The following is a 19,680-nucleotide window of genomic DNA, read 5'->3' as shown; positions in this document are numbered from 1 at the left end:
TGTATCTCTTTTCAGGCCTAATCTAAGCCTCTTATCTATATATTCGTAAAAAAAATCAAAAATTGAAGAAAAAATAAAATTTTTTTAAAAACTTTTAATTTTGGCTTTACTATCACTATTTAGAAAGAATGATTCCTAACGAAAAAAACTCCCAAATGCCAGTGGAATCCACTTTAGCATTTGAAAGTTTTTTAGTTTTACGAATTGCAAACTTAGTTATTTTCCAAATAAAATTCGAACCGCTCGCCTACATACTGGCTTTTCACATATTCAAAGGCTGTACCATCTTCAAAATAGGAAACCTGGGTTAGCCCTAAAATCGCCTGACCTTTTGAAACCTGTAAATAGTCCGCAATCTTATCTTTGGCCAATCGAGCATAAATTGTCTGGTGCGATTTTCCGATCTTATAACCATGACGCTCCAAGGTTTGGAAGAAATGGCTGGTCACCTCTTCGCGATTGAAATTCTTAATAAATTTCTCCGGAATAGAGGCCACTTCATAAACGACAGGAATCCCATCAGCATACCGAACGCGCTCCATCCGAATAATGGTTTCGGTCTTATCAATACCCAATTTGTCTACTTCTTGCAGGCTAGGAATGGTTTTACGGTATGAAATCACTTGACTAGACGGTTCTCTGCCTTGCGATTTCATGATTTCGGTGAAACTGGTTGTCCCGCGCATTTTTTCCCGGACGCGCGTGCTGGTGATAAAGGTGCCACTTCCCACTCGTCTTTCAAGAACCCCCTCTTCGACTAGAAGGGTGATGGCTTGACGAAGGGTCATTCGACTGACCTGAAATTGCTCTGCTAGGTCGCGTTCACTAGGAAGACGCTCCCCGATTTTCCATATTTTTTGATCAATCTCAGACTTAATCTGATCATGGATTTGAATGTAAGCTGGAATCATTGTACTGCTCTTTCTCTCTATTAGGTCTATTGTAGCGTAATTTTCCGAAAGATTCAATCAGAGAATGGTAAAGCGAGGGGTTTTGTGTTAGAATAGAGGAAAGTAAATTTCATTAAGAAGGGGATAAGATGACAAACCTATCAACTGATTTGCATGATGTTGAAAAAATCATCGTGCTTGACTACGGTAGCCAATACAATCAGCTTATTTCACGTCGGATTCGTGAGATTGGTGTCTTCTCAGAATTGAAGAGCCATAAGATTTCTGCTGCTGAAGTGCGTGCAATCAATCCAGTTGGGATCGTCCTTTCAGGCGGACCAAACTCTGTATACGAGGAAGGATCTTTTGATATTGATCCTGAAATTTTTGAGTTGGGAATTCCGATCCTTGGAATCTGTTACGGGATGCAATTGTTGACCCACAAATTGGGTGGGAAGGTCGTTCCAGCAGGTAACGCTGGTAACCGTGAATATGGTCAGTCTGAACTCAGTTTGACAGAATCTTCTGCTCTTTTTGCAAGCACACCAGATAAACAAGTCGTTTTGATGAGCCACGGGGATGCTGTGACAGAAATTCCAGATGACTTCATCCGTGCTGGTACTTCTGCTGACTGTCCTTATGCATCCATTGAAAATCCAGACAAGAAAATCTACGGTATCCAGTTCCACCCTGAGGTTCGTCATTCTGTTCACGGTTATGATATCTTGCGTAACTTTGCCTTGAACATCTGTGGGGCTAAAGGTGACTGGACTATGGACAACTTCATTGACATGCAGATCAAAAAAATCCGTGAAACCGTCGGAGACAAACGTGTCCTTCTTGGCCTTTCAGGTGGTGTTGACTCTTCCGTTGTTGGGGTTCTCCTTCAAAAAGCGATCGGCGATCAATTGATCTGTATCTTTGTAGACCACGGCCTTCTTCGTAAAGGGGAAGCAGACCAAGTTATGGAGATGCTTGGTGGGAAGTTTGGTCTCAACATCGTCAAAGCAGACGCTTCTAAACGTTTCTTGGATAAATTAGCTGGTGTGTCTGACCCTGAGAAAAAGCGGAAGATTATCGGTAACGAGTTTGTTTATGTCTTTGATGACGAAGCAAGCAAGCTCAAAGATGTGAAATTCTTGGCCCAAGGAACTCTTTACACAGACGTGATTGAGTCTGGTACGGATACTGCTCAAACCATCAAATCTCACCACAACGTTGGTGGACTTCCAGAAGATATGCAGTTTAAGTTGATTGAACCACTCAATACACTTTACAAGGATGAAGTTCGTGCTCTTGGTACAGAGCTTGGTATGCCAGATAATATCGTGTGGCGCCAACCATTCCCAGGACCAGGCCTTGCTATCCGTGTCATGGGTGAAATCACTGAAGAAAAACTCGAAACAGTCCGCGAATCAGACGCTATCCTTCGGCAAGAAATTGCCAAAGCGGGTCTTGACCGTGATATTTGGCAATACTTCACAGTCAACACTGGCGTTCGTTCAGTCGGTGTTATGGGAGACGGCCGTACTTACGACTACACCATCGCTATCCGCGCTATCACTTCTATTGATGGCATGACAGCAGACTTCGCTAAAATTCCATGGGAAGTCCTCCAAAAAATCTCAGTCCGTATCGTAAACGAAGTTGACCACGTCAACCGCATCGTCTACGATATCACAAGTAAACCACCTGCAACTGTAGAGTGGGAATGATTTATAAAAATGATTTAAAGTGAAATGGTTGTTTTAACAGCATTTTCAGTTATTATAAAAGGTTAAAAATCAATCAAAATTGATTGGTTCCCCACCAAAAGCCCCACCAGAATTTTTCTGGTGAGGTTTTTTTATATTAAATTTTCGTTTTCATTAATAGATACTTCGTTTTTATTTTCAAAAAATACTCTTGATTACTTCTTAAATTTCTCTGAGTAAAACTCTTTTAAGCAAATAATTTTATCCTTATTAGTTTTGTTAATAAAACCAAATTGTAAGTAAAGAAGCTGAGTATTCAAAGATTTAATTTATCCAAAAATTGTTTTTCACTATTTTCAATCTTCTCAACAAATTCTTCGTATCTAGTAGCTTTTGGAATTTTGAGTCCAATTTTTTCTACTCGTACATCTATCTTTTTTGTGGGAGGTGCTTCAGCACTTACTCCCTCCATTAAATAAAGTATTTTATGCTGCTCCTCTTTTGAAGGATGGAAAAAATATGCTTCTTTACAATTAAATCGAAACATATAGGATAAAATCTGAGAATAATCACTGTTTTTAATATTATTTTGAGGTTTATATTTTGCATCTGCAACTATTCTATTATCTGGTAATTTCCCTATAAAGTCTGGATAAATTTTTCCGTTACTGTTATTAAAATAATAATGAGGCATAGTACCGACTTTGTTTTGAGGATGATAAAAGTGATCTTTTATTAATAAGTTTAGATACTCTTCCCATAACCAAGCAATATCTATAATGATTCCATGTACTTTTTGGTAGTTAGCTCCGAATCCAATCATTTGATCAGTCAATATTTGAAGGCATAGAGTCTGCAACTGAGTGTATTCTTCATAGAATCCATGCTTTATAGTATTAAATTTATTCTCAAATAACACATTTTCTAAATCATAATGAGAATAACTTGGAGTCAACTCTTTTATCCTCTTTACATTATTTCGAATAGTTGAACTTTCATTTAGTAAAAAAGGTCTTGTAACTTCAATTTTTTCAATGGTATGTCGAATCAATTGATTTAATTTATTGTCGAACGAATACTCCCGAGTATTGTATGCAACATTTCCAACAAAAGGTACATTCTGTCTAATGTGTCTGTTGATATCCAACTGACCTCGAACATTACTATCATTATAGGAATGATAAACATATTCCTTATAAAAACCTTTTTTCATAGCCTCCTCTAAATAATAAGGAAACAAATACACTAATAAATCATAATAAGAATGATTGTCAGATGATGAAATTTCATTAATCGTTACATTATAGTGAAGAACCTTTTGTAACATATAATTTAAAAAATAATCCTCATCTTGCGATTCAAAAAACCGACTTTGAATATGGATTTCATTCTTGCCATCGCTCAAAAATCCTACTATATTACAAGTCCTAGTTTTACCATTAAACGTCTTAAATATGCAATTATCCTCATCCAAATCATCAGAATCCTTTAGTAATGGTGGAAAAATTATAAATCTTTCCTGATCTAAAGTAAACAAAGATTTATTTGCTAGTTCATTAATAATCGAATGGCCTACATTATTTTGTTCAATCTCTGCGTTATCACTTATTTTAAGCATAAACTAGTCCTCACTAGTTCCAAAATAAGCGTTTTCCAAGGCTCTCATCTTATCATTAGCTAATCTTTCACCACGGAAATAATCATTTAATAGTGGTTTTAACTTATAATCCCAAAGATTTTTTATTGATAGTGTTCCTTCATCAAGATTCTTAAAATAACTAGCACCAATCTGATAATCTTGAGTTAAATGTCCTTCATCAACAATTGCATTATTTAATCGATGCATTATTTCTTTTGTTTCTTCATTAAGACCCATATTTTGAGCAGAATTATCTGCTGTAATTTCCACAAAAGTAAATCTACGTCTCATTGCAAAATCAAATGTTTCAACTGAACGGTCTATATCATTCATTGTCCCTATAATATAAACATTTTCAGGTATATATAACTTTTCCTCAGAATTATAAGGTGTGCTTACTGCTCCTTTAATTCCACGATAGTCTGGATCTATAGAAAAGAAGAGTTCTCCAAAAATCTTTGAAATTTCACCACGGTTTATCTCGTCAATGATAAAGACAAACTTATCTTTATCGTTCTTAACTTCACCAACAATATAATCTTCAAGTCCAAACTTTTCTTTCAAGTGTTTAACAACTGCTTTTCTATAATTGTCAAATCCCCCTTCTGGAACACCTGGTAAACCTCTATAAACATTATATATTTGATTATAATTAAGATATTGGGTGGTACCTTTTTTGAAGATGCCTTGTACACCATTGTTATCATAAGAAACTATATTCCCCATTGGCTTACCAGTCAATGTTTTTAATTCATTATACCCTTGTGAAGTTTCCATCGCTTCAGTAACTGCTTCAAAAAATTTACCCCATGCTTGAGCAAAGTTATCTTGACGGTCTTCAGTCTCAAATTTTTGGGCTTTTCCAATAAATTCTTTGAACTTCCCAGGTTTTAGAGTAAAACCAATTTGATTATTCTCTGCCTCTGAAGGACGAAATCCTTCAACAAAATCAGTGTAATCATATGAAGGATGAAATTGAACAAAATCAATTTGATTGATTTCATCCTGTGAAAGACTATTAATATCACTAGTTCTACCGTTAGAAACAATATTTGCTGCAATCTGTTTAGAAAGATAGGTTTTACCAGTTCCTGGTGCTCCTCGAAATACTATGTTTTTTGAAGATAATAAAAGATCGGAATAACTCCTTATATGTTCCTCTATAGCCATTATTTGTAAATTAGACTCCATAGCTTCATTCTCCCCGTCTTTGTCTTTATAAACTAAAATAAATTTATCAGCTTCAGTCCCAAATCTCTTCAAACATTCCTTTACAAATATGAGAGTTGAAAATATGTTCCAACAGTAAAAAAATAGAGTAGAGTCGCCCTCACAATGATAGCCAACATATTCAATTGTATTTCTTTTCCTTTTGAATTCAGATTCACTAGAAAATATGCCTCTAATCATCGGACTAGATGGATTATATTGACACACCGGAAAATTTTCTCTATCCTTTTTTGAAAGTTCCAATATTTTTTTTTCGAATATTTGACATGCTAGACGAGGTAAAACCTGATTAGACTTGTTTCTTTCTCTCTTTTTTTTATTTCTTCTAATTATTTCATCATTTGAATTTATAAAGAACACATCTAAAAATTCGTAATTGTCTCCCAAGCTTAAATCATCCATTGTGAAGCGGCTATCCGTTGACTTAATCTCATTACTAGATATTGTTAATTCATACTTTTCTAATTTACCCATATTCACATATTACATCCTTTTGTACCACTATTTTTTATTTTATATACAAAAAATCTTTGTTCAATTCATAAGTTTTAATTACAATCAATAACTATCCTACCCAAAATATTTATCTACCAATTCTTGGATTTTCCCTTCTTTGGCAGATGGAATGGTATCTTCTAAAACAAAGTTCCTTCTACTGATGTCTTGAGAGAGATTTCCAAAAATAAAATTAGTGGAAATGTTATAGATAATTTCTGAAGGAGCAAATCCATAAACTTGATTTTCTAGGATATGTTTTAAGCGTTCTTCAGAATTTGGAAATGAATCTTTCAAGCCTTTGCTATTATATAGTCGTTTAACAAGCTCTGCAATATAGAGACCTGACTTCATGTATAAATCAATAAATGTCTTAGATGGATCATCAAAGATTCCTGGGTTTTCTTTTTCAAGCTCATCTACCATTCTCTTCACCACACGTTTAGGAGTGAAAATCTGGTTAGTTTTCTGTGGTGGAATATAGTCAAAAATATCTTCTTTTTGATTTTTAAAATAATCCGCCAACTCCTCTTTCTTACGAAGAAATTCCTGAATCGCCTCATCGAATGTTGCTCGATCAAAGAGATGCCCGGCAAAATCTTGACCACCATCTCTCAAATAACGAAATTGGTCAATCGTGATCCCCGTTACTTCAAAGAAGACATGATCAGGAACAAAGGTGTCAAAATTATCAAGAGTTAGAGATTGATTGCCATAGGCCATGATAAAACTAGGGATTGTTCGTGCAAAGCCTCGAAGGTGATCGCGAATCTCATCCTGAGCTGATTGTTTCAACTGTTCCACACGTTTGACCTCAACCTGTTCGATAAACTTCTCAGGCATTTTTTCCACTTCATTTTTGAGTGTATGTTCCAGTTTTTCTTTGTGGATGAGATTATTTTCTTCTATTCGTCTTTCAAAATCTTCATGAATCTTATCTTTCTGCTCCTCATCATTTACTTCCTTGAGCTGTTGCTGCAACTCTTCCTTGATATGAGCTTCAGTAATTTTGCGTTCTATCTCATTTTTTCGAACTTCATTCTCAAATGTTACTGCAATTTGTTTCTTGATGTGGTCTGTTTCACGAGTTTTCAGATCATATCCAGCTTTCAATTCTTCTACAATTACCGAAGAAACTGTCTGGCTCAAGTCATTGACCAGCTGTTTTTGAGTTTGTTCCTCATCTTTTGTGACTAATTCAGCAACAGACTCACCAAGTCCATAAATTTTTTCACCAAAAAGTCGCGTTTGTTGATTGATCACGATTTCATGGTCAATAACTGCATTGCCTTCATCATCTACTGTAACATCTGAAAAATCTAGTAGATTAGATGGTGTTTGTAATTTCCCTTCCTTTTCAACTGGTAGTTCGTTTAAAATGTCTAGAACGGTTTGACTTGCTTGGAAAATGCCACTGATATTATCGAAAAGGAGATTGGACATAAACCCTCGTTTGAGGACTTCCCTAGCTTTTATCTGACGCGGTATAGTCAGAACTGCCTTAGCATCAATTTCAACCATCTTACCAGCACGGTCTTCTGCTATGACAGGGAAGAAATTTAGTAATTCTCTAATGTTTTCTTCGCGAGTTGCGGAAGTTCCACCACCTCCTGCAGTTGCAAGCGATAAATTATTCGCAAACTCATCAAAGAGAATCAGGGTTCTTTCTGGCGCAAAGTCAAATACATAGGCTCTTTCTTTGCGGAAGTGATTTCCTTTGCTATCGCTCCATGAGTATGGATTTTGAGCGCGGAAGGCAGCTTGCATATAAAGGGCAGGTGATTTCAAGTTTGATAACATCAATACGCCTGTCCATTCAGGAATCGTCACACCTGTCGTCAACTGACCAACGGAGAGGGTAATGGTTTTGTCATTCTCTGCTATCGCTTTTCTAACCAAGTCCAAGGATTTGAGTTTGACTTTATCGTCATCCTCGGACATACGCCCGTCACCAGCAGCTAACACAATCTCATAGTTTTCATAGATGGGATGTTCCTCTAGCAGTGCTTTTAATGCTTTAGCTGAGGCTACACGTTCTAAGAGCCAAAAAGTATGCTTGAGTTCGTTCCGAAGTTCTTTGGTTGAAAATGGATATTTTTCATTGCTTGATAGAGTATCTAACCAATTTCTGACATCTTGCTCATGGATAAATTTCCCTTTATCATCTGTAGCGAAAAATTCACTCAAGTCAAAAGCATAGTCGATATTTTCGCCGTCTAGTTGAGCCCCTTTGTCTAACTCCTCTCCAATCATCTGAGACATTTGATAGGTAAAGAGATTTAACTGAGGCAAACTTTCATATGGATTTTCCTCTTCTTGTTCAGGAGACCAAGTAGATTTAGCAGACTGTTCATCAGCATAAGACCAGTTGTAGATCTGCTCCTCGGTAAATTCTCCCTTAGCTAACGCCTTAAATGGAGTTCCTGATAGATGCAAGGTAAAGTTTCGACGGATTTTATTAAAGGCCTGATCTGTCTTGAAGGTATCTACTCCTTCGTGAGCTTCATCGATAACCAACAAATCCCAATGTAGATCAGTGACCCATTTGAGTTTATTGTGCTCTCCACCTAGATAAGCAGAGCCTTTCAAGTCTTGGAGACTGATAAAAGCAAGTTGTCTTACATCGTCATCTAAAATACTAACAAATTCTTTACGTGACAAGGTTGGGCGATTTTTAAGGCTGTCTGACTCTGAAACAAACTTGTAAGTCGTTTGGCCTGCTATGAATTTTTCAAAATCATCATACCATGAGTTGGCAATGGCAGGTCTGTTTGTAACAATCAGGACATTGACAGCATCCATTCGACGAGCTAGATCATAGGTAGATAAGGTTTTACCAAAACGTGGCTTGGCATTCCAGAGGAACTTGCCTCCTGGATGATTCTTGAAATAAGCTAAGGTTTTAGAAATTGCTTCTTCTTGCTCTTGTCGCAGAGTATAGTCCTGTCCTTGGCCAGACTGATAACCTGACAAATCATGCTGAACAAACTTATCGAAGAGATTTTTAGATTTTTCAGGAGTTCCATTAAAATAGAACCATTCCGTCTTAGGACGACGTTCCACATCATGGAAAGAAAGGAAATGGTGGAAATCATGGTCCTTAAAAGTCTTTCCCTTATCAGGTTCTTCCGTATAGGCTGCATCCCCAGTCCATAAGACATCTGTTTCTATATGAGCAGTATGCGTTTGTTCTTTAATCCGTTGAGTGACATCACGCTCCGTATAACCAATCTTAATCCAGCCCTCATTACTGGTTACAGTCGGTGTTGTGTAAGCATAGATTTTAGGATGAATCTCTTTAGAAGTTTTAATTTCTACCATCAATCCATCTCCCTTACATGCGTCTCAATAAAGGTAATTTCCTCAGGGGAAAGGTCATATTTTTGATAAAGCTGACGGTCAATATCAGCCACTGATTGTGTCCAATCAATGTCCGAATTGACCGTAAAGTCTTGGAGTGGAACGTATTGCCATTTATCTTTGGTATTATCTTGGGTAATTTTTAAAATCCCAAGCATTGATCGAGCAAATTTAGACTTTATGTATTTCAACATAGCTTTTGCTTCACTTTCGGTATCAAATGCACCAAAAGAGATAAAAGTATCTGTGAAACCCACGAGTGGGGTACCCACGAGTGGGGTCGATAGGACTTCGCCAATCGCCCCACTGCCGTTAGCAGCAGGTACTAGAACTTTATATTTCAAAAGATTTTCATGTGAAGCTATATATTTTTTAGGAATATAACGATAAACTCTTTCATTGTTTAATCTACCTAAAATTTTAAAACTATTCTCTGTTTCTTGTTCAGAAAAAATATCAAGTCTTCCTAAAATTGGTTTTCTTAGTCGCTTATCTTTACCATTACTGCCAATTAAATTTTTATAATTAGGATAATCTTCGTAGAGTTTATCTAAATCAAATTTTGACTGTGTATAAATGATTTCCATTATTGATCTAAAGTCATAATGTTTCTCAACTTTTTTTAATATACTATTAAGTTCTTTAAAATGAGTAAATGTACCTATAGGGCCTTGAATCTTTTGAGCATCATAATAGGTAATTGCTACACCACCCTTTATGTCAGTCCCAACGAAAACTTCTGAACTATTTTGTTTATAATAACACACCTTATAATGTTTGCTACTAAGAATTTTTTTATTCCATGATTTGGGTGTTTTTCCAGCATTGAATAAAAATCTTGCTGGTGTAATTAAGATTGATTTATCTGAAATTTTACTCGCTTCATCTATAAACAGATGGTATACAGGGTCATCACTCGTACTTGTTCCCTGTGCTTCTTCTTGGTAAGGCGGATTTCCTATCACGACATCAAATTTCATTTCACTTTCCTCACTAGATAGGCGCTCAAAACCTATCATTTTATTCTTTTTCCAGTCTTTGATTTGGGTTTTAGATTCTTCTGCTTGTTCTACTTCCAGCTCATCTGAAAACAAGCTTAGCTGTTGAGATTTCTTTTGTGTAGCTGAGTAAGGACTGATTTTATTCAATCCATCCATCTGAAAGACATTGTAAGAGATAATGGTTGCGATCTCTTTCTTCTGCTCTAAGGTCGGTTGATTCCCAGTCTTTGCAAGATAGTAGTCCTCAAAGGTTGCTAAAAGATTTTCACGCGCCAAAAGCAGCGAATCTCCTTGATACTCATAACCATAAGAAGCTCGATAAGCTTTTTTTACGAGTTCATAGAAGGTAGCTTCATCTGAGACCTCACGACTAATGCGCTGCAATTTTCTATCAACAAAACCAACTCGCTCAGCTAATGGAATTTCCTCACCGGTCACTGTATCATATCGCGTTACCATATAAGGTGCTTCACCACAGGTGATTTCTAGCCAGCGCACTTGGATATAATCTTCAAGATCCAGAGCTTCAAGTTCAGTTTCCACGTAACCATTTTGCTTTTCAACTAACCAAGTTGGCGTAAAAACTTCGGCTCTAATCTTGGTTCTGTCTTTTTGCTCATACTTGGACTTTTCTGAACGAGGTTGAATTAAGTTTGCATAGGTTCCCGTCACCCTACTTGGAGTGATGCGATCACTTGGAGCAAACCCCTTTCCCAACAATTCATAAGAATGTGTCGCCCAAACAATATTTTTCTTTGTCGTTCGATCTTTTAAAAGAATTTTTAATAAGTCAGCCGACTCCAAAACCAACTGTTCTTCACTAATATCTATTGCCATAAAGCAACCTTTCTCGTTTTCTATGTGTTATTAAATCAAATTGAAACATTCAATATACTTAATTGAATGTTTGTCTTTCTTACTAATCTTCTATATTTTACCACAAAAACACACTGAGATACTTATCCCAATGTGTTTTTGTGTCTAACTTCTAGTGTAAAGTACATTTTTTTGTGCTAAAATAAACATTACAATTTTGCTGTTATACATCTTTCTCCGATACAATTTTAGGATACTTCCTCATTACTACCGATTATTTCAATTTTCAAATTTAATCAATACTTCCATCTTCATTTAGATATCTATTGATTCAGTAATAAAATAAGTTAATAAAAAAATTCCTCATAGGTCCAGTGAATAATTTATCACTGAACACTATAAAGGAAATGTTGTCATTTTTAAGATTTAAAGCTTTTCTAATCAACTAAAGAATTTAACAATGGCATTCCAAATCCCAACGAAGAATCCGGCGATGGCGTTCCACACATTTGTAAAGAAGTTGCCACTGTCTTTCATAATAGGATTTGCATCAAAATTGAGATTGATATTGTTAAAGGTATCGCCTGCTTTATCGACAATGCTATCCTTCAAATCAGTCAGGGTCTTTGTAAAGTTTTTGTTACTGACGACGTTACTTTTTGAAAGATTAACCGCAAAGTTGATGATCAAATTGATCTGTTTGGAGGACATGGCACCATCTAGTTTATAATTCTTGAGCGTTTCTTCGACAATCTTTTGGATATCATCCTTGCTCAAATCCTTCTTGTTATTTTTAGCATTGGCTACTGCAGTTTTGATATCGGTGAGGGCCACATTTAACTTGTCAGCATCAAAGTTTTTCTTCCCTGCATTTTCTTCATTAATCCCTGCTAGGGTAGTCAACTCTTCCTGAGCGAGGTTTTTGCTTTCTTGCGAGACTTTTGCGCCATTTTTTTCCAATGAGTAATAAATACCAGCCAAGGCACTTTCTCCCGTTACTTGGACAGGAGATGCGACTGTAATTTGTGCATGCTCAAGTCCCAGCGTAGCTGCTGCATTACGATACATATCTGCGGTAACTTTGGTGATGTTTTGAGGTGTCACGATATTCACTTCTAGTGGCTTGTTTTTGCCTAGCTTTTGAATTTTAACAGAGGAATAAAGTTCCAAACTATCATCGTTTGCAACGTTCATAATCGAAGAGTAAACCTCTGGTGTCATGGTCTTCCACTCTTCTTTATCTTTCGAACCATCGTAGTTCAAGAGACTCAAAGTTTGCTCGATTTGACTTTGGTCTAGTGAGTAGCCGAGAACATAGTCGGGTTTGACGTAGGTTTCATCAATGACTTTTTGCACGTTTGTATCTGCAGAAACATGGGGGACAACAGAAAATACGGCAAAAGCACTTGCCGCAAGCATTGCAATTTTTTTAAATTTCATCTTTCTCTTCTTTCTAAACACATAATAAGAAAAAAATTCTCAAGCCTCTCGCCTCGCAAGAGATGAAAAAAGAAGCCAATAAAGAGGTCTCTCACTTCAGTTTTCATTATACTGTTTGTTTCTTAAAACTTGCTTACAGCTCTTTTAAGAAAGGATGACATATTTATTTTCCCCAAAGAAACTGGATCAACAACTTATCTACTATTGGATTTTCATGAAGTTGGCTGTGCTGAGCTCCTTTGCCATCAATCTGTTCTTCACGGTAGCTTTTTGCACGTTCTGCTACTAGGTAACGAAGGGCTTTTGAAGAAATATTGAGAACAGATCCATCCGTTTCCCCTCCGATATCTCCATAGATATTCAGTACATCGATCTGATTTTCTGGATAGACTTCCCGAAGAGCTAAAAGCTGTTGGTACTGCTCATTCATTGCTGAGGGCTTACCTGTTTGTGAATCTAGAACCAAACCTTGGGGTAAATTCATCCCTTCGAGTCCAGCGACATGGTTGGCAATGGCGACCTGCTTGACAATTTTTGGCAGATTCTCATCACTTCCATGTTCCAGAAGATAATATAAGACGGACATATTTCCCATAGAATGAGCGACGACGTTCATCTCTTTAAAATGATAGGTCTCTTGAAGCTTTTTGACAACCTGATAGGCATAATGGCTGATGACTTTTGGATCGGGTGTGCGATTGTTTTGGTACTCCACTTTGATAATTGGATTGACCGCACCTTTTGGAATGGTCCCTGTCAGCTTTACCTGTCCGTCGTCAGCCACGTTTGCAGTGATGATAGTTTGTGTTACCCCTGCTTTTTTTGCTGCATCTGTCATGTGTTTTTCTGCATTGGCACTCGAGCCATAACCATGAAAAAATAAGGTAGGACGCGTGATTTGTTGGTAATTTGTGTAATCCAGCTGTGTTTTTTGTTGAGACTTCCCATAAATGGCGATACATAAAAGCACCAGCCCAAGAAGCAGCCCATAGAATGATTTTTTGTTCAATAGAAACTCCTTAGTTATTTTATAACTAACTAGTATTTTATCATAGGCATTCAATGATTTCAAAAGATTGAGAATGAAAGAGCCAAAATACACAAAAAGATTTAACGATTAAAAGAAAGGCTGGGACAAAAGTCCAAGCCTCTTCTTGTTTTTTGGATTGTCGAGTAAGACGCGGTGGNNGAGGAGGTGGGACGACGAAATCAAATTCTAACGAATGAACGATTTCTGTCCCACTCTCTCTGACTTAATTGATTAAAACCATGAGAATAAGTTCATAATGGTCATATTCGTCTCTACTAAGCGAGAATAATAGATATTGCCCCCATTTACATAGAGCTCCATCCCATTTAAGAGAGAAATTGGATGTAGATATAGATAAGTTTTACCAGTCACGTTGCCAAGGCTAGGAGCCACTACATCCCGCGAATAGGCACGTGCCAATTCGAGAGAGTTGGTGCCACCGTGCTTAGCCACGTAATCAATGTAGTCTTTTCCAAAATTATAAGCTTGGACAGCCGTCCAACTATCTACTCCTTTTTTCTTGGCCTCTTTTAAGTCATCTGAAAGTGTCTGAATCCCCTGACGAATACTGGCTTTGTTATCACTGATGGTGTTGGTCTCTCCACTAGCACTCTCACTGGCTTGCATCAGATCGTCCTCTCGCCCCTTTGTTTCAGTATAGATCATGGCTAAGATCAGATTCTCATTAGCCGTGGTATCCTCATTCGCAAGGGCCTCCCGAACGAAAGAGCGGTATTGTAGGACTTGTTTGACATCATGGTGGATCTGAATTCCCTTAAAAATTCCAAAGATGATAAAGATGAAAAAGATGACCTTGAGTATGCGTTTTATCATTATTTACTTTGTATATCCTCAATATTTTTGATCAGAATGGAATAGGTTCCATTTTCATTTTGAATGAATTCCACGGATTCCGCATCCTGATAGACATTATTTGGAACGATGAGTTCGATTCCGTTTGACAAGGAAAGTTTCTGATTTTCAAATTTCTTAAGCTGACGACTGGCATCGATCTCTTCAAAACGGACAGGCTCTGGAACAGCTTCCTTGACCTGATCAATAAATCTCAGTCGGGCTGTCAGGTTATTGTCAAAGAGATCATCGGCCAATTTTTCAGGCGACAATTGGTTGTCTTCTTCGATGTGATTGAAAATCACTGACTTCATCTTGGATTGGAATTGAAAATCATCGGAGTTAAAGCTCTCTGCGATACGTTGAGCTGTCTTCTCCAGTTCCTTGATAGACTTCTTGGGTGAAATCTTTGGCTGAGCCTGCAAAAGGTTCTCAGAAAAATAGTTCAAGAAGGTACCGTTGTACTTGATGCGTTTCTCAATCAAATGGTACTTACGGCTTTCAAGATTGACTACTAAAGCTTCATCTGCTCCAGTTCCAAAACCTGGTAGATTGTTCTGAGTGAGCTTGATTGGATTGTCCACCTCACCACCTAAGTGAGTCAAGGTTTCACGCAATGCAATTCGTAGGAAGGCAAAATGTGCCACTCCTTCTTTCGAAAATTGGACATAGACCAAATCATTGGTCTTTTGATTTTCAGAAATACTGAACTCTTCTTTCCAAAGATTGGCTAGGGTAACAGATGTTTCTAAGAGATCATCCGTGATGTGATGGAAGAAGGGATTTCCTTCTTCGAAAATCCCAGTCTTTGCTTCATCAGAATACACACGCTCCACTTTTCTACGTAGATATTCTTCAATTTTTGGAGTAATATTGAGAAACTTATCTGCTAAAACCAAGTCTGTATCATCCGGACGGAACTGATGAATGATTGCTTTTTGAATATAGATATCCATAAAATGATTAGTCCTCATAGAGTGGGAAGGCATCTGTCAAGGCTTTGACTTCTCCTCTCACTTCTTCCAGTACAGCTGGATTTTCAGCGTGTTTTAGAGCTTTGATGATCAAGTGAGCGACTTTACGACTTTCATTTTCACCAAATCCACGCGCAGTAATGGCTGCAGATCCGATACGAATTCCACTTGTCTTAAAAGGAGACAAGGTTTCGTACGGAATAGAATTTTTGTTTAAAGTAATATTGACTTCATCTAGTAGGTTCTGAGCAACTTTTCCATTATCAACAACCTTGGTCACATCAACCAAGAAGAGGTGGTTTTCAGTCCCTCCAGAAATAATCCGAAAATCAGGATCTTCTAAGAAGACTTCAGCCATAGCCTGGGTGTTTTTAATCACGTTCGCAGCGTATTCTTTAAAGGCAGGGTCTAATACTTCCTTAAAGGCAACTGCTTTAGCAGCTACAACATGTTCTAAAGGACCACCTTGAATTCCTGGGAAGATCGCTGAATTAATCTTCTTAGCTAACTCTTCATCATTGGTCAAAATCAGGCCACCACGAGGTCCGCGAAGGGTTTTATGAGTCGTTGTTGTTGTGATATGGGCGTATGGTACTGGACTTGGGTGAAGTCCAGCAGCGACCAAACCAGCGATATGAGCCATATCAACCAAGAGCTTGGCTCCTACTGCATCCGCAATTTCACGGAATTTAGAGAAGTCAATGATGTGAGAGTAGGCTGACGCACCAGCTACAATGAGTTTTGGCTTCACTTCTTGGGCTTGCTTCAAAATCGCATCAAAATCCAAGAGTTCCGTTTTAGGATCAACATTATAAGGCACAAAGTGATAGGTTTGACCTGAGAAACTCACAGAAGCACCGTGTGTCAAGTGACCACCCGCTGCCAAATCCATACCCATAACGGTATCTCCTGGCTCAATCAAAGCCATGTAGGCCGCACAATTGGCTTGACTTCCTGAGTGAGGTTGTACATTGGCAAATTTAGCACCAAAAATTTCTTTGGCCCGTTCGATGGCGAGGCTTTCGACCACATCGACCACATCTGTCCCACCGTAATACCGGCGACCTGGGTAACCTTCGGCATACTTGTTGGTAAGAATGGACCCTTGAGCGGCCATAACGGCCTTGGAAACTACATTTTCAGAAGCAATCAACTCAATGTTGTTTTGCTGGCGCTCCTCTTCTTTGGTAATGGCATTCCAAAGATCAGCATCGTATGCTTTAAAATCGTCTTTGTCAAAAATCATGGGTCTTCTCCTTTACTAAATGACTAGTCCCTTAGTTGTGTCGTGTATCCTAATTCTAAAAAGAAATTAGAGATAAACTAAAAGATGCGTATGAACCGTTTCTGCATTTTATCGCAAGTATAGCCAACTTTTTCATAAAATGCATGAGCCCCCAGACGATGATCGGCAGAGTTTAAACGAATAAACCCGTAACCCCGTCTTTTTGCTTCTATTTCCAACCCCTCTAGCAAGCTTTTACCAATGCCTTGACCCTGATGGTCTGGCTGAACTGCTAAAGCCAAGATATTGAAACCTGGCTGTGAATAAAGCGATTCGTAAACCTCAGCATGGACATATCCAAGTAGTTCATGACTGCTTGAATCCTCGTACCCAAGTAAGAAATGATGCACGTCCTGAGATAACTTAGCCAGCTGATTCGCTGTTTTTTCAGGACTAAAATCATATCCTAAAGCTTCTTTGTTTATCTCATAAATAGCTTCGACATCGCTTACTTTCAACTCACGTAGCATATCCTACCTCCTCAAAAGGAATATCTGGTAACTTAGCAAGAATGTCTTCTTGCGTGATCGCTCCTTGTCGTAAAATCTTGACCTTATCACCAGACAAATCCATAATGGTCGAATCTTGCCCGGTCAGAAAAGCATCATCCTCTAGTCCTAAAACTTCTTGATCAAAATCCTTCAGAATATCTGTAAAGACAATACCGCTGGCATGACCGGAAATATTGGCAGAGGGGCCAATCAAGGGACCTGTCTCCCTAATCAGATCAAGCGTGATAGGGTGACTGGGCATCCGAAAACCGACTGTTTTTAGGCCAGAGTTAATCCAGTAGGGAACTCTGTCGTTGGCCTCTAGAATAATGGTCAAGGGACCTGGTAAAAAGGCTTCTACCAATCGTTTGAGATAGGTCGGTTGATTCTTAGAAAAGAATTCGATAGCTTCGAGGGAAGCGACGTTTAGGTTAAGCGCCTTGTCTTTTGGGCGACGCTTGAGCTGGTAAACATGTTCGACAGCTTGTTCATCTAGAGCCTTAGCAAAAAGACCGTAAACTGTTTCCGTGGGCAAGACGACTGCTCCACCATTTTCCAACTCTTGCTTCATTCTATCCATCATCCACAACAACCATCCTATCTTGACCAAACTGGTCCTTGAGTGTCCTCACACGTTTTTCAGGAAGATATTTCCTAAACAATGCAGGAACACTATGGCCTTGTTTGTATCCAATTTCAAGGTAAATCTTACCTCCCTCACGGAGATGATTCTTAGCTTCTTGAGCAATCTTGCGATAGATAGCCAGACCATCTTCCTCAGCAAAGAGCGCAAGATGGGGCTCCGAATGTAGGACATTCAAGCCTACCTCCGACTCATCTGCCCGAGAGATATAGGGGGGATTGGATACAATTATATCATAATTTTCAGCAATTTCTGCAAAACAATCAGATTTTTTAAAGGATATTTTTAGATCTTGCAAAGACGCATTTTCGCTTGCTAAGTTCAGTGCATCTGGAGAAATATCGCTTGCTGTTACAAGCCAATCTGGGCGATTTTTCGCTAAAGCAAGCGCGATAGCGCCACTCCCAGTACCAATATCCAAAACTGACTGATTTGGCTTGGCATTTTCAGTGAGAATGAGCTCAACCAACTCTTCTGTCTCAGGGCGTGGAATCAAGACTCGCTCATCCACCTTTAGCTCCATCCCATAGAATTCAGCATGTCCGATGAGATACTGGGCAGGTACATGTGCAACCAGTTGTTTGTAGATACTTTCTACAAATTCTTTCTCCTCTGGAGTGATTTCCTGCTGAATAGCAAAAATAAAGTCTGTAAAAGAGAGATTTTTGAGGCTCCGATAGACAAAAGAGAGGCTTTCAGCTTCCTCTCCTTGTGTGATTAATTGTTCCTCAAAACCCTTAAAAATTTGAGCTAATTTCATGCTTTGTTTAATTCTTCTAGTTTTTGTGTTTGGTCATAGAGAACCAAGGCATCTACTACTTCATCCAATTTACCAGACAAGATGGTATCCAATTTTTGAAGAGTCAAGCCAATCCGATGATCAGTCACACGGTTTTGAGGGAAGTTATAAGTCCGGATCCGCTCTGAACGGTCACCCGTACCGATTGTAGACTTCCGCTCCGCATCTTGCTCGTCTTGGGCAATTTGAGCAAAGTGGTCAGCCACACGCGCACGAATAATCTTCATGGCCTTATCACGGTTCTTTTGTTGCGTCCGCTCTTCCTGCATCTCTACCTTGATATTGGTTGGCAAGTGAACGATACGAACGGCTGTTGCAACCTTGTTGACGTTTTGTCCACCCGCACCAGATGCGTGGTAGATATCAATCCGAAGGTCTTTTGGATCAATGTCATACTCAACTTCTTCGATTTCTGGCATGACCAGAACTGTCGCTGTCGAGGTATGGACACGACCTTGGCTTTCCGTCACAGGAACCCGTTGTACCCGGTGGGCTCCTGATTCGTACTTAAGTTTTGAATAGACCGATTGACCAGAAACCATGGCTACGACTTCTTTGATCCCACCAACGCCATTGTAAGAGGCTTCCATGACCTCAAAGCGCCAACCTTGGCTTTCCGCGTATTTTTGGTACATCTGTAAGAGGTCACCCGCAAACAACTGGGCTTCGTCTCCTCCTGCTGCCCCACGGATTTCCAAGATAATGTTCTTGTCATCGTTTGGATCTTTTGGAAGAAGTAAGATCTTCAGTTTTTCTTCGTACTCCTCTTTTTCAGACTTAGCATCTTTTAGCTCTTGCTTGGCCATTTCTTCCAAATCTGCATCGCCGCCTGCTTCCTTGATCATTTCTTCAGCATCGACGATGTTTTGAAGGACTTGTTTGTATTCTCGGTAAGCTGTTACCGTGTCACGAGTGGAAGCCTCTTCTTTTGAAAGCTCCATAAAGCGTTTGGTATCAGAGACCACATCAGGGTCACTCAGTAATTCTCCTAACTCTTCGTATCGGTCTTCTACAGCTTGTAGTTGATCATAGATATTCATA

The 19,680-nt window shown here is 38.5% G+C and carries 15 protein-coding genes; 1 reads left to right on the top strand and 14 read right to left on the bottom strand.

The window, feature by feature from the left end; genetic code table 11:
* Positions 1-212 precede the first annotated feature (212 nt).
* Positions 213-911: a GntR family transcriptional regulator gene (locus BTU61_RS09300; RefSeq protein WP_187540931.1), complete on the bottom strand. Its 699-nt coding sequence runs from the start codon at positions 909-911 to the stop codon at positions 213-215.
* Positions 912-1,039: 128 nt separating this feature from the next.
* Here BTU61_RS09300 and guaA point away from each other — a divergent pair, with 128 nt between their 5' ends.
* Complete coding sequence (gene guaA, locus BTU61_RS09295; protein WP_200773292.1) at positions 1,040-2,605, top strand: glutamine-hydrolyzing GMP synthase; 1,566 nt, start codon at positions 1,040-1,042, stop codon at positions 2,603-2,605.
* Positions 2,606-2,900: 295 nt separating this feature from the next.
* Here the strand turns inward: guaA and BTU61_RS09290 are convergent, their stop codons facing one another.
* The 13 genes from BTU61_RS09290 to prfA form a co-directional block, all read right to left on the bottom strand.
* Positions 2,901-4,202, bottom strand: coding sequence for an McrC family protein (locus BTU61_RS09290; protein WP_200773291.1), 1,302 nt, complete (start codon positions 4,200-4,202; stop codon positions 2,901-2,903).
* Between the two features lie 3 nt (positions 4,203-4,205).
* Complete coding sequence (locus tag BTU61_RS09285) at positions 4,206-5,933, bottom strand: McrB family protein (protein ID WP_244967032.1); 1,728 nt, start codon at positions 5,931-5,933, stop codon at positions 4,206-4,208.
* A 90-nt stretch (positions 5,934-6,023) separates the two neighbouring features.
* On the bottom strand, positions 6,024-9,272 hold the full coding sequence (locus tag BTU61_RS09280; RefSeq protein ID WP_200773290.1) for a DEAD/DEAH box helicase family protein: 3,249 nt from the start codon (positions 9,270-9,272) through the stop codon (positions 6,024-6,026).
* On the bottom strand, positions 9,269-11,146 hold the full coding sequence (locus tag BTU61_RS09275; RefSeq protein WP_200773289.1) for an Eco57I restriction-modification methylase domain-containing protein: 1,878 nt from the start codon (positions 11,144-11,146) through the stop codon (positions 9,269-9,271). The genes BTU61_RS09280 and BTU61_RS09275 overlap by 4 nt, the downstream gene beginning before the upstream one ends.
* 420 nt (positions 11,147-11,566) lie before the next feature.
* A complete protein-coding gene (locus tag BTU61_RS09270; RefSeq protein WP_200773288.1) occupies positions 11,567-12,565 on the bottom strand; it encodes a DUF1002 domain-containing protein in 999 nt (332 codons plus the stop codon).
* Between the two features lie 163 nt (positions 12,566-12,728).
* A complete protein-coding gene (locus tag BTU61_RS09265) occupies positions 12,729-13,523 on the bottom strand; it encodes an alpha/beta hydrolase (RefSeq protein WP_386690874.1) in 795 nt (264 codons plus the stop codon).
* Positions 13,524-13,826: 303 nt separating this feature from the next.
* Positions 13,827-14,429 (bottom strand): lysozyme family protein, encoded by a 603-nt coding sequence (locus tag BTU61_RS09260; RefSeq protein WP_200773286.1) that lies wholly within the window; start codon positions 14,427-14,429, stop codon positions 13,827-13,829.
* Positions 14,429-15,403: a nucleoid-associated protein gene (locus tag BTU61_RS09255; RefSeq protein ID WP_200773285.1), complete on the bottom strand. Its 975-nt coding sequence runs from the start codon at positions 15,401-15,403 to the stop codon at positions 14,429-14,431. The genes BTU61_RS09260 and BTU61_RS09255 overlap by 1 nt, the downstream gene beginning before the upstream one ends.
* Positions 15,404-15,410: 7 nt before the next feature.
* Complete coding sequence (gene glyA, locus BTU61_RS09250) at positions 15,411-16,667, bottom strand: serine hydroxymethyltransferase (protein ID WP_200773284.1); 1,257 nt, start codon at positions 16,665-16,667, stop codon at positions 15,411-15,413.
* 77 nt (positions 16,668-16,744) lie between these two features.
* Positions 16,745-17,176, bottom strand: coding sequence for a GNAT family N-acetyltransferase (locus tag BTU61_RS09245; protein WP_200773283.1), 432 nt, complete (start codon positions 17,174-17,176; stop codon positions 16,745-16,747).
* Positions 17,166-17,780 carry an L-threonylcarbamoyladenylate synthase gene (locus tag BTU61_RS09240; RefSeq protein WP_200773282.1) on the bottom strand — a complete coding sequence of 205 codons (615 nt, stop codon included), beginning with the start codon at positions 17,778-17,780 and terminating at the stop codon, positions 17,166-17,168. Before BTU61_RS09240 ends, BTU61_RS09245 begins: the two co-directional genes overlap by 11 nt.
* Positions 17,770-18,600: a peptide chain release factor N(5)-glutamine methyltransferase gene (gene prmC, locus BTU61_RS09235; RefSeq protein WP_200773281.1), complete on the bottom strand. Its 831-nt coding sequence runs from the start codon at positions 18,598-18,600 to the stop codon at positions 17,770-17,772. Before prmC ends, BTU61_RS09240 begins: the two co-directional genes overlap by 11 nt.
* Positions 18,597-19,679, bottom strand: coding sequence for a peptide chain release factor 1 (gene prfA / locus BTU61_RS09230; RefSeq protein WP_200773280.1), 1,083 nt, complete (start codon positions 19,677-19,679; stop codon positions 18,597-18,599). Before prfA ends, prmC begins: the two co-directional genes overlap by 4 nt.
* Position 19,680: the final 1 nt, after the last annotated feature.

Origin of the sequence: Streptococcus lactarius (assembly GCF_016642265.1) — a bacterium.
Lineage (GTDB): Bacteria > Bacillota > Bacilli > Lactobacillales > Streptococcaceae > Streptococcus > Streptococcus lactarius.
Note: the sequence above shows the minus strand (reverse complement) of the source record. Positions and strands in the feature narration are given on the sequence as shown.